The organism is Acidisphaera rubrifaciens HS-AP3, from assembly GCF_000964365.1.
Taxonomy (GTDB): domain Bacteria; phylum Pseudomonadota; class Alphaproteobacteria; order Acetobacterales; family Acetobacteraceae; genus Acidisphaera; species Acidisphaera rubrifaciens.
On sequence record NZ_BANB01000045.1, the window covers coordinates 39,815 to 51,703 of the forward strand.

Consider the following 11,889-nt stretch of genomic DNA (forward strand, 5'->3'; position numbering starts at 1 on the left):
CGTGGGGCATACCGAGGGCGTCGTCCACGCAACCGCCTGCGTTCCATTGAAGGGCGGCCGGCATACCTGGCCTTTCGTCCTGTGCGCATCGCTGCTGGCAGCGCTCATTCTGTGGCCCGGACGCGCCAGCCTCCCGCCAATCGATCGCGACGAAAGCCGCTATGCGCAGGCGACGCGGCAAATGCTGGAGACCGGCGACTTTCTCGACCCGCGGTTCCAGGATCACCCGCGCTACGTCCAACCGGCCGGCGTCTACTGGGCACAGGCCGCCGCCGTCAGCCTGCTGAGCGATGCGACCCGCCGCGTGATCTGGCCGCATCGGGTTCCTTCGTGGTTGGCCGGCATTGTATCGGCAGCACTGACCTGCGCGATCGGCGCCCGTCTCCTGGGGCCGGCAGCCGGTCTCGCCGGCGCTACCCTTCTCGCGTCCTCGCTTCTCTTCGGCTTCGAGGCACGGATTGCGACGACGGACGCGACGCTGCTTGCTTTCGTGCTTCTCGCACAGTGGGCGCTGCTGGCGATCTGGCAGGCGCGCGAAGGGCCCGATACGTCGCGCGTTCATTCGGCAGTGCTTTGGGCGGCGCTCGGTTGTTCGATCATGGTCAAAGGGCCGATCGGCTTGGTGTGGCTCGGGCTCACGGCCCTCGGGCTCTCGGCGAGCGGAGGCACGTGGCGATGGCTCCGGAGGCTGCACCCGCTGTCGGGCGTGGCCCTCATGGCGGCAATCGTGCTGCCTTGGATGATCGCGATCGCAATACGGACGGATGGCGCGTTCTTCGCACAGGCGCTTGGCCATAATCTGCTGGGCAAGCTGTCGCACGGCCAGGAATCCCACTGGGCGCCACCCGGCTATTATCTCGCCATATTCGCGGCAATGTTCTGGCCCGGCTCGCTGCTGGCCTTCCGGGCGGTACCGGCGGTCTGGCGTGCGCGGTCGATGCCCGGCGTCCAATTCCTTCTGTGCTGGGTGATCCCCGCATGGCTGCTGTTTGAATTGGTCCCAACCAAGCTGCCTCAGTATGTGTTGCCCGCCTATCCCGGGATTGCTTTGCTATGCGTGAGCGTCCTGCCCGCGGGCCCGGGCGGAGGCTGGCAGCGATGGGCGTTCGCGACCGCGCGGATGATCTGGGTAGTGGTCGGTCTGGTCCTCGTTGTGGGGGGACCGCTGCTTTTGTGGCGGTACTCGAATGGCGTCCGGCCAGTCGTGTGGCTGGCGGCAGCCGCGGAAGTCGCATTTCTGGCCATCATGGCGCAGATGGCGCGCCGTGCTCGCACGCAGCTTGCGGTCGCGTGCGGCCTCTTGGCGTCGGCGATATTCCAGGCCGCCACATTCGGCATGGTCCTCCCCGGTTTGACACCGATCTGGATAAGCCCGCGCGTCGCGGCTTTGGTCGCGGCTTCCAGCCGGTGTCAACGGCCGACGCTGGCCTCGGCGTCGTACAGCGAACCAAGCCTGGTGTTTCTGCTGGGAACGCAGACGCGTCTGGTAGACCCGGTGACGGCCGCGGAGCACATCGTGCGCGACCCCGCATGCACCCTCGCGCTGGTCGACGTGGCGGGGCTACCGCCGTTTCTGGCGGTGCTCGCGGCGCATCATATGGCCGTGGAGGACAGGGGAACGGTCACAGGGCGGGATTATTCCAACAACCACTTCCTGACCCTCCATCTCTTCAGCGCGGTTCCGCCCTGATGGCCGGTTCTCGGCAGACGACGGCCGCACGCTTCGGCATCGTGGGTCTGCTTTTCTAGGTCCCGACGTCTTCGTGCCATGTGCGGCCGTCACGTTCGATCAGAGCGATGGCGGCGGTCGGTCCCCAACTGCCCGCGGAATAAGGGCGTGGCCGTTCCGGCCGGCTCTCCCACGCCTCGATGATCGGCTCGACCCAGCCCCATGCCGCCTCGACTTCGTCACGGCGCATGAACAGCGTGGCGTTGCCCCTGACCGTGTCCATCAGCAGGCGCTCGTAGGCATCCGGGTATCGAGTGGCGAAGGCCTTCTCGAAGCTGATGTCGAGGCCAGTTGGACGGAGGCGAAGGCCGCCGGGGCCTGGGTCCTTCGTCATCATTTCCAGACGCATACCCTCTTCGGGCTGAAGTCGGATGATTAGTCGATTCGGCTGAAGGTCGGCCGCCTCACGCGGGAAAATCGAAAAAGGCAGCGCCCGAAACTGAATGACGATTTCCGACATTTTTTGCGGCAGTCGCTTGCCGGTGCGCAGGTAGAACGGGACGTTTGCCCATCGCCATGAGTTGAGCTGCGCCTTTAGCGCCACGAATGTTTCCGTGTTGCTTTCCGGCTCGCCCAAATCTGATAGATATCCTTTCACCGGATTGCCTCCGATCGCTCCCGCCGCGTATTGCCCGCGCACAGTCACGCTGGCTACGTCGTGCGGTTCGATCGGGCGTAGCGCTCTCAGGACCTTGAGCTTTTCGTCGCGCACGGCATCCGCCTGCATGGCGACCGGGCTATCCATGGCCAGCAGACAAAGAAGTTGCAGGATATGGTTCTGGACCATGTCACGCAGGGCGCCGGAGCGATCGTAATAGCCGCCCCGGCCTTCCACGCCGACCGTCTCCGCCACCGTGATCTGCACGTGGTCGATGACATCGGAGTTCCAGAGGCGCTCGAAGATCGAGTTGGCGAACCGTAAGGCCAGGAGATTCTGCACGGTCTCCTTGCCTAGATAATGGTCGATGCGGAAGGTCCGCGCCTCGCTGAAGACCTCGCCGACCCTGTCGTTGATGTCCCGCGCACTCTCGAGGTCGTGGCCGATCGGCTTCTCGAGCACGACCCGGGCGTCGGGACCCGCAAGCCCGTGTCGCGCCAGATTGCGGCAGATCGGTCCGTAGAGTTCTGGCGACGTCGCGAGGTAAAAAACCGGAACGCGCTCGCCCGCGCTTCCCAACACATCCTTCAGGACCGGCCACCCCGTGTCGCCGGTCCCATCAACCTGCACATACGAGATTTGCGCAAGGAAGCTGTCCACGACCTCGCCCTGGAGATCTGTCGAGGCGACGTGAGCGTGCAAGGCGTCCCGCGCCCGTGCGCGATAGGCGGCGTCGTCCAATCCGGACCGCGCCGCGCCGACGATCATGCTGTCCCCAGGCATCTGTCCGTCCCGGAACCGGTAGTACAGCGCGGGGAGAAGCTTTCGCAGTGTCAGGTCGCCAGTGGCGCCAAAGACGACACAGATGAAGCTCTGAACGGGTACGATCTTCATGGATGGCCTTTTCTTCAGCCATGACATGCGAACACGGCAGGGTTGCACATGCAAGGCGTAATGCTGCGACGCGGGATTGGGCGGCGGGACGCAATCGGCTAGCGTCCGACCTCGTAGTTGGGTTTTGCCACGGGTTGGCATGGCGGCGAGGTAGCCGCGGGTGAGGGCGCATGGACCACGGAACGGCCGGGACGAGCATCAGCGATGTGCCTTATCCGGACATACGCGAGGCAGTGCGCAAGCTGTGTGCGCAGTTTCCCGGCGAATACTGGCGACGTCTGGATGCGGTGCGCGGCTATCCGACCGAGTTCGTCCAAAGCCTGACCGAAGCCGGCTATCTGGCAGTACTGATCCCGGAAACGTATGGCGGCGCCGGCTTGCCGCTTTCGGCGGCGGCGGCGATCCTGGAAGTGATCCACGCCGAGGGCTGCAACGGCGCCGCCTGTCACGCGCAGATGTATACGATGGGTACGGTCCTGCGTCACGGCTCTGACGCGCAGAAGGCGGCCTTCCTGCCGGCGATTGCCCAGGGTGAATTGCGCTTGCAGGCCTTCGGCGTCACCGAACCGACCAGCGGTAGCGATACCACCAGCCTCAGTACCTTCGCGCGCCGGGATGGCGACTCGTATGTGGTCAATGGGCAAAAGATCTGGACCAGCCGGGCGGAACACTCGGACTTGATGCTGTTGCTGGCGCGCACGACGCCACGCGACCAAGTCACGCGCCGGACCGATGGGCTATCGACCTTTCTCGTCGACATGCGATCGGCGCTTGGCAGCGGCCTGACCATCCGGCCCATCCGAACGATGATGAACCACAACAGCTGCGAGGTGTTTTTCGACAATCTCCGCGTGCCGGCCGCAAACCTCGTCGGGGAGGAGGGGAGGGGCTTCCGCTACATCCTCGACGGCATGAATGCGGAACGTCTCCTGATCGCCTCGGAGAGTATCGGGGATGCAAAGTGGTTCATCGCTAAAGCCGTTGCGTATGCGAACGAGCGGAAGGTCTTCGGTCGCCCCATAGGCCAGAACCAGGGCATTCAGTTCCCGATAGCCCGCGCTCACGCGCAGATGCGCGCGGCCGAACTCATGCTTCACGCCGGACTTGCCCGGTACGAGGCCGGGCAGGCCTGCGGCGAAGAGGCGAACACCGCCAAAATGCTGGCGGCGGAAGCGGCTTGGGCGGCGGGCGAAGCCTGCATCCAGACGCATGGCGGGTTCGGATTTGCCGAAGAATATGACGTCGAGCGGAAGTATCGCGAAGCACGTCTTTATCAGGTGGCGCCGATCAGTACCAATCTGATCCTGTCTTACATCGCCGAACATGTGCTGGGGATGCCGCGGAGTTACTGATTCCGCCACGGAGCGCGCCTGTCGCCGAGGCCAAATGGCGGCTCAGCCCCCCGCCCGCGTCGGCCGCGTGAGGACGGCGATCGGGGTCGCGCGATAGGCGGCAAGTGATCGTCCCGCCGTTCCCGGAGGTGCCGGCAGCGTTATCACGCGCGGCAGCTCCGCGCGGTTAACCGGCAACTGGACGACCACCCGCCCGCCTGGCTGGACAGTGCCCGGTGGCATCGTCGCCGCCCACGCGGCCGCCAAGGGCGATCCGCCGGTATCGCCCATCGATGCCGCCGTCCCGGCGATCCGCTGCTCCGTCGGCCATGCGGCCAGGACTTTCCGCTGATAGTCGGCGCCCAGGCCTGGATTGGCCGAGTGGTAATTGGCTGCGGCCTTTGCCCAATCTCCTGTTTGACTGTAGAGCTGGCCGAGGAAGCGGGCCGCGTAGCGCGCGTTCGTCGCCGGGTCGAAGGCGGCCTCGAGGGTCGGAAAGGCGTCGGGATGGTGCAGCAGATTCACCTGCAGGCACCCCACGTCGATGGAACGGATCCCCTGGGCCTGGAGAGCCTTAACAGCAGCGATCGCCTCGGCTTCGGTATCAAAGACGTAGCCCTGTCCATCCGCATTGACGGTCCATGGCCACGGACTCGTCAGACCGGTCGCAGGGTCGCGTCGGCCCGTCTCCACATCGGCGATGGCGGCAAGAAGTTGACCGGGAAGCGCGCCAGCTCTTTCAGCGGCCTGGATGGCACTGCGGCATTGCTCGAACGGCGTCGGGTGCCGGGCTTGTGCGACTGTCGGGCGGCCCCAACCGCCGCAGGCGAGGGCCATCACGCCCAGGAGAAGCAACCACCGATGCATGGACCCTATCGTAGCCGCCAAATCCTTAGGCGTCTCTTACTGGATCGGGCCGGCTGGACGGCGTCCAAGGGTTCGTCGCGCAGCGATGCTGCAATGCAAAAAAGCGCTTGCTTCACCCCGATGGTCACCCTACATTGTGCATCGCAGCAAGGCATTCGTGTCTTGCCGCTTTCTTGGACGTTTCCTCCCTAAACTTGGCGGCGCGCAAGCGCCGCCTTTTCTTTTTCGGCGCACGCAGCGTCAGAGGCCCAGAATGGCAGGGACCTGGACGGCAAGGGCCACAAGCACGGCCTCCATTTGCCGAGCGACCCGCCGAAACTCCGCCCGCCGTTCGAAACGCACCTCATCCATATATAGCCGCCGGGCGACCTCGATCTGCACGGCATGCCGGCCGGTTTTGGGCCGTCCGTAGGTCCGGGTGATGTAGCCTCCGGCATACGGGTCGTTGCGACGCACGCGGTAGCCGAGGCGCATCAGTTCGGTCTCGATGAGTCGGGTGATCTCCTCGGAGCAGGACGTGCCGTGGACGTCGCCGATCACGAAGTCGACCGGGCCGCGTCCGCTCAGGGCGCCGGTCGGCATGGAATGGCAGTCCACGAGAAGGACGGCGCCGAACCGGCACGTCGTCTCGTCGAGCAGACCGAGCAGGCCCTGGTGAAAGGGCTGCCAGCACTCGCGAACCCGCCGCTCCGCATCGGCAAACCGCAGTTTTTTTCGATATATCTGATCTCCTGATGAGACTACCCGAGCGATCGTGCCGAGACCCGCCGCTACCCTCGGGCTATGGATATTCACCCAGGGAGGGAGCGCATCCTCGAACATCGTCGGGTCGAGCTCCCAGGCCTCGCGATTTGGATCGCAATATGCGCGCGGGAACTCGGCCGCGATCAGCGGCGCGCCCACGGAGGGTGCGGCCGCGAACAGCTCGTCGACGAAACTGTCCTCGCTGCGCCGCAGCGTCACCGGGTCCAGCCGCGATTCGGCGAGAAATGCATGGTCGTAGGCCCGACCCGAGTGGGCTGAGGCGACGACGAGCGGCACGGTCTGTCGCTCCGGCCGCAACACCATGAACGGCGCGCCGCCGGTCATCACGTGATCCATCAGCCCAGTTGAGCCCGCCGACGCGGCTGTGTCATCCGCAAGATCGAAGGCAGGTTGCGCGCACCGTGCCAGCCTTTCCCGGGACACTTGCACTCCGTCGCGCAAGGCCGTAGCAGAGCACCACCGTTCGGCGGGGACGGGCGCGTAGCTCAGCGGGAGAGCACCACCTTGACACGGTGGGGGTCAGAGGTTCGATCCCTCTCGCGCCCACCATGGCCCGCGCGGACCCAAGCGCCTCAGACATCGACGAGATCGACCGTCCGGGCATGCTCCTGAATGAAGCGGAAACGCAGTTCTGGCCGCCGCCCCATCAGACTCTCGACCAACTCCGCCGTCGGCGCGCGGGTGTCCGCCGGCGCCAACACGCGCAGCAGGGTCCGCTTTGCCGGATGCATGGTCGTGTTGCGCAATATGGCCGGCGGCATCTCGCCCAACCCTTTGAAGCGGCTGACCTCGACCTTGCTCCCGGGCTTGAAGGCCGCCTTGGTCTGTCGGTCGCGATCGGCGTCGTCCATCGCATAGACGGATTTGGCTCCCTGGGTTAGCCGGTAGAGGGGCGGTTGGGCGAGGTAGACGTGCCCGTGGCGGATGAGGTCGGGGAGTTCGCGATAGAAAAAGGTTATCAGGAGTGAGGCGATGTGGGCGCCGTCCACATCGGCGTCGGTCATGATGATCACACGGCCGTAGCGGAGCCGGGCCCGATCGAACCGGTCGCCGACCCCGCAGCCGAGCGCTTCGATCAGGTCCCGAAGCTCCTGGTTCTGGCGGAGCCGGTCGGTGGAGGCGCTGGCCACGTTGAGGATTTTGCCACGCAGCGGCAATACCGCCTGCGTCTCCCGATCGCGCGCCTGCTTGGCGGAGCCACCTGCGCTGTCGCCTTCCACCAGGAAAATCTCGGTCTGGCTTGCATCCTCACGCGTGCAGTCGGTGAGCTTTCCCGGCAATCGCAGCTTTCGCGTGGCTGATTTGCGCGGCGTGTCGCGCTGCTCCTTCCGGCGGATGCGATCCTCGGCGCGCTCGACCGCGAAGGCGAGCAGCGCATCCGCGGCCGACGGATCGGCGGCGAGCCAATGGTCGAACTGATCGCGCAGCGCCGTCTCGACGAGGCGGGCGGCTTCAGGATTGGTCAGACGATCCTTGGTTTGCCCCTGGAACTGAGGTTCACGGAGGAACAGCGAGACCTTGGCCGCCATCGGCGTCACGAGATCGTCGGCGGTGATCTGCGCGGCCTTGCGGTTGCTGCGCTGTTCGCCCCATGCCCGGAGCCCCTTGACCAGCGCTGCCCGCACGCCCGCCTCATGCGTGCCGCCTTGAGGCGTCGGGATCGTGTTGCAATACGTATGTAGGAACCCGTCCCCGTCCTCGACCCAGGCGATCGCCCACTCCACATGGCCCGCCGCCTCGCCGTCAGCCGCCGCGCCGAGTGCGGTTCGCCCGGTCCAGGGCTCCGGCAGGACGCGCGTTGCGGAGCCGAGTTCGTCCCGCAGGCTGTCGCGCAGCCCACCGGGAAAATGCAACAGCGTCTCGGACGGGATGTCGCTGTCAGTGCCGTTCAGCAAAGCGGGATCGCAGCGCCAGCGTATCTGGATGCCGGAGACCAGATAGGCCTTCGAGCGGCAGAGCGCATACAGCCGGCCAGGTATGAAACGGCGCTCGCCGAATATGGCCGCGTCGGGGCGGAAGCGTATGAACGTGCCGCGGCGGTTCTGTATCGGCCCGAGATTACGGAGCTTGCCGGTCGGTCGTCCCTGCGCGTACGACTGGCTCCAGAGGATGCGGTCGCGGGCGACCTCCACCTCGAAGCTTTCGGACAACGCGTTGACGACGGAACTGCCGACGCCGTGCAGGCCGCCCGACGTGGCGTAGGCCTTGCCGCCGAACTTGCCGCCGGAATGCAGCGTGGTGAGGATGACCTCCAGCGCGCTGAGGTTCTTGAACTTGGGATGCGGGTCGACCGGAATTCCCCGCCCGTTGTCGCGGACCGACAGGACATTGCCGACTTCCAGCGTCACCTCGATGATCGACGCGTGGCCGGCGACCGCTTCGTCGATCGAGTTGTCTAGGATTTCCGAAGCCAGGTGATGCAGGGCGGCGTCGTCCGTGCCCCCGATATACATCCCTGGCCGCCGGCGCACCGGCTCGAGGCCCTCGAGCACCTCGATGTCCTTGGCGGAGTAGGTGCTGTGGTCCGCATCGTCGGACGGTTTGCGGAAGAGATCGGGCATGCGGTTTCCGGCTATGTTTTGTGATCGGCGGGTCGGGCGAACCGCTGACTTAGGTCTGACGGGAGGCTGCGGGGGTCAACGGCGCTTCGTCGGGGCATGCAGGTCGTGGATGCGGACGCCGTCCTCGGTCGCTGCCACGTTCAGCCAATCGCCGTGGCGCAACGTGCGGCGTGTGTCGTGAAGTCCGCTGGCCCAATGCTCCGTCATCGACGCGCGGCTGAAATCGTAATCCTTGTTTGCGCCTTCATACAATTTCTGCCGATAAATCAAATGAATAATCGTGATCGCCGGCAAATCTGAGAGCGAGGTCTTTAGGAGCGCCTCCTCTTCCGTAAGCTCGGACGGATCCAGTTTGTCGAGCACACGCTTCAGTATGCGTGTCAGCCTGTAGTGCTGCGTATAATAGTCCGTAACAAGTCGTGTTCGACTCGAGTACTGGATGTCTTTCATTCGGTTGAGAACGCTGCCTATGTCGGTCGGAACGGCACCGGGCGCGCTGAAGAGGTCCACCTGGAACACCAGGGTGTTGGCGGTGCCGGCATTGTCCAGCACATGCTGCAGCGGGGTGTTCGACGCCAGGCCGCCGTCCCAGAAGGCACGTCCCTCGATTGACACCATCGGGAGCCCCGGCGGAAGGGCACCGCTCGCGAGCACGTGATCGACCGTGATCCGGGTCGACGTTGTGTCGAAATAGACGAAATTCCCCGACTGCACGTCCACCGCGCCGCAGGCGTAGCGCGCCGCGCCGTCGTTCAGGCGATCGAAGTCGATGAGCTCTTCCAGCGTCGTGCGCAGGGGAGATGTGTCATAAAAGCTCGTTGCCGCGGCGGTTCCCGGCAGGCTGAGGAGCGGACCGGGACGGGCGGGCGTAAAGAACCCCGGCTGCCCGAACATGACCGTCAGTGCCGACGACACGTCGTTATGCCACCGCCGTGCTACGCCATCGTCGGGCGCGACGACCGGCCAGACGGGGCGGGCGGTCACCGACGACCAGAATGCCTGCAGGCGTTCCAGACGGGAGGCCGGCGGATTGCCGGCAATGATTGCGCCGTTGATCGCCCCGATCGACACGCCGGCAATCCAGTCCGGCTCGATTCCGGCAGCGTGCAGGCCTTCGTAAACGCCTGCCTGGTAGGCGCCCAGGGCGCCTCCCCCCTGCAGGATGAGGGCGAGTCGGTCGACATGGGGAGGTATCCTGACGGCGCGTTGGGAGTCCGCCGCTAAGGGCGGAGGGCGGTCCGTGTTCATGCTCTGCGCTGTCGGCTCCGAACAAGGCGCTTGGCCCGGTGTTGGGCCAGCGTGCTACCTGTGCCAGTGCAAACCGCCCGGTCAAGCCGGGTTGACGCCGCGATGCCGGAAGAGGGCGGCTGCTTGGCATTGACAGTCGGGGTAAAGCATGGACGAGACGGGACGGTTCGCTGCGATGCTGCTGCACAGCGCCGCGCTCAAGCAGCGTATTGCCACCGAGTTGGCGGCAGATGCCATCGCAGTGGTGGCTGCGGCCGAATACTCTCTGCGCGCTGGCGGCAAGCTCCTGTTTTGCGGGAATGGCGGGTCTGCTGCAGACAGCCAGCATTTGGCGACCGAATTGCTGATCCGTCTTCGCGGTCGCTGTGAGCGGCCCTCCTGGCCGGCCATCGCCTTGACGCTCGACGGCGCCATGCTCACGGCCGCCGGCAATGATTACGGGTATGATCAGGTTTTCGCCCGCCCGCTGCGTGGTCTGGGCCGGCGCGGCGACGTGTTGTTCGGGCTCACGACGTCAGGCCGGTCCCCGAACGTCTTGGCGGCTCTCGAGGCTGCACGCGAGATGGGGATTGTCACGGTCGGCCTGCTCGGCGGCTCGGGAGAGCCGGCGCGTTTCCTGTGTGATCACGCGTTGATCGTGCCCGATACGGAGACCGCACGTATCCAGGAGTGTCACATCACGCTCGGTCACGCGATCCTAGAACTCCTCGAGGATCGTCTCATGGCAAAGCCGTTGGCGGCATGAGCCGATGACCGTCGTTGTCACCGGTGCGGCCGGCTTTATTGGCTACCATACGGCTGAAGCGCTGCTGCGCTCTGGCCGTGCTGTGGTCGGTATCGACAACGTGAATGACTATTACGACACGCGCCTGAAAGAGGCGCGGCTTGAGCGGCTGCAGGCGTTTGCGGCGTTCCGTTTCGTTCGGGCCGATATCGCCGACCGCGCGGCGATGGCTGCCGTGTTCGACGGCAAGCGTGACGTCACCGAGATCGTTCATCTGGCCGCGCAAGCGGGGGTGCGATATTCGTTGATCGACCCGTACGCCTACGTCCATTCGAACGTCCTCGGCCATCTCACCCTGCTCGAGGTGGCGCGTTCTCTGCCGGGACTCCGTCACTTCGTCTATGCGAGTTCGTCTTCGGTCTACGGGGATACCGAGAATGCCCCGTTCCGCGAGACCGACAGGGCCGACAAGCCGGTCTCGCTGTATGCCGCCACTAAGCGGGCGGACGAACTCATCAGCCATGTTTATGGTCATCTTCACGGTATTCCGCAGACCGGGTTGCGGTTCTTCACCGCTTACGGTCCATGGGGTCGTCCCGATATGGCTTATTTCGCCTTCGCGCGCGCGATCGTCGAGGGCGCGCCCATCACCATCTATGACCAGGGCCGGCTGCAGCGCGACTTTACCTACATCGATGACGTGGTCGCGGGTGTCCTGGCCGTTCTCCAGCGGCCGCCGGCGGCCAGCTCGCCGACCCGCGTGCTGAACGTCGGCAACCGGCGAGCGGAAAGCGTCGCGTACCTGGTCGAACTTCTCGAGCGCGAACTCGGCCGCAAGGCGATCATTCGCCACGCTGCCCGGGAGGCGGCGGATGTACGGGTGACCTGTGCCTCGACCGACGCGCTCGAGGCCCTGGTTGGACATGCGCCGCGGACAGACCTTGCCGCCGGCATCGCGCGGTTTGTGGCGTGGTTCCGCGGCTGGCACCGCCCCGCGATAAAAAGCGCTTGACCCCGCGGCGGGGCGGGTCTAACACCCCGGCCTCGCCGCGACGGACTACGGTCGGTCGGGGGGCGGGTCGAGCTGAACACACAGGCTCTTCTCGGCGGCAATTGCTCTCGGGCGATTTGTCGCACTGTTCATTGACAAGTAAATCTGTATGGAAGGGATA

General features: G+C 65.3%; 9 protein-coding genes and 1 tRNA gene. 5 read left to right on the top strand and 5 right to left on the bottom strand.

Annotated elements, in window-relative coordinates:
- The first annotated feature begins 1 nt into the window (after position 1).
- A complete protein-coding gene (locus B8460_RS01605; RefSeq protein WP_148360229.1) occupies positions 2–1,690 on the top strand; it encodes an ArnT family glycosyltransferase in 1,689 nt (562 codons plus the stop codon).
- 55 nt (positions 1,691–1,745) lie between these two features.
- Here B8460_RS01605 and zwf read toward each other — a convergent pair whose 3' ends face one another.
- Positions 1,746–3,221, bottom strand: coding sequence for a glucose-6-phosphate dehydrogenase (gene zwf, locus B8460_RS01610; protein WP_048859817.1), 1,476 nt, complete (start codon positions 3,219–3,221; stop codon positions 1,746–1,748).
- A gap of 170 nt (positions 3,222–3,391) precedes the next feature.
- Here zwf and B8460_RS01615 point away from each other — a divergent pair, with 170 nt between their 5' ends.
- Positions 3,392–4,573 carry an acyl-CoA dehydrogenase family protein gene (locus B8460_RS01615; RefSeq protein WP_048859818.1) on the top strand — a complete coding sequence of 394 codons (1,182 nt, stop codon included), beginning with the start codon at positions 3,392–3,394 and terminating at the stop codon, positions 4,571–4,573.
- 42 nt (positions 4,574–4,615) lie between these two features.
- Here the strand turns inward: B8460_RS01615 and B8460_RS01620 are convergent, their stop codons facing one another.
- Both B8460_RS01620 and B8460_RS01625 read right to left on the bottom strand, forming a co-directional pair.
- The gene (locus B8460_RS01620; protein ID WP_084623110.1) at positions 4,616–5,419 is read right to left on the bottom strand and encodes a transglycosylase SLT domain-containing protein; all 804 of its coding nucleotides are present in this window, start codon (positions 5,417–5,419) and stop codon (positions 4,616–4,618) included.
- Positions 5,420–5,659: 240 nt separating this feature from the next.
- Positions 5,660–6,520 (bottom strand): N-formylglutamate amidohydrolase, encoded by an 861-nt coding sequence (locus tag B8460_RS01625; protein ID WP_048859819.1) that lies wholly within the window; start codon positions 6,518–6,520, stop codon positions 5,660–5,662.
- Positions 6,521–6,658: 138 nt separating this feature from the next.
- Between B8460_RS01625 and B8460_RS01630 the strand changes: the two genes are divergently transcribed.
- Positions 6,659–6,733, top strand: a tRNA-Val gene (locus B8460_RS01630).
- 23 nt (positions 6,734–6,756) lie between these two features.
- Here the strand turns inward: B8460_RS01630 and parE are convergent.
- Both parE and B8460_RS01640 read right to left on the bottom strand, forming a co-directional pair.
- Positions 6,757–8,745, bottom strand: coding sequence for a DNA topoisomerase IV subunit B (gene parE, locus B8460_RS01635; protein ID WP_048859820.1), 1,989 nt, complete (start codon positions 8,743–8,745; stop codon positions 6,757–6,759).
- A gap of 75 nt (positions 8,746–8,820) precedes the next feature.
- A complete protein-coding gene (locus tag B8460_RS01640) occupies positions 8,821–9,993 on the bottom strand; it encodes a patatin-like phospholipase family protein (protein ID WP_084623112.1) in 1,173 nt (390 codons plus the stop codon).
- A gap of 148 nt (positions 9,994–10,141) precedes the next feature.
- Here B8460_RS01640 and B8460_RS01645 point away from each other — a divergent pair, with 148 nt between their 5' ends.
- On the top strand, positions 10,142–10,738 hold the full coding sequence (locus tag B8460_RS01645) for a D-sedoheptulose-7-phosphate isomerase (RefSeq protein ID WP_048859821.1): 597 nt from the start codon (positions 10,142–10,144) through the stop codon (positions 10,736–10,738).
- 4 nt (positions 10,739–10,742) lie between these two features.
- A complete protein-coding gene (locus tag B8460_RS01650) occupies positions 10,743–11,729 on the top strand; it encodes an SDR family NAD(P)-dependent oxidoreductase (RefSeq protein ID WP_048859822.1) in 987 nt (328 codons plus the stop codon).
- Positions 11,730–11,889 lie beyond the last annotated feature (160 nt).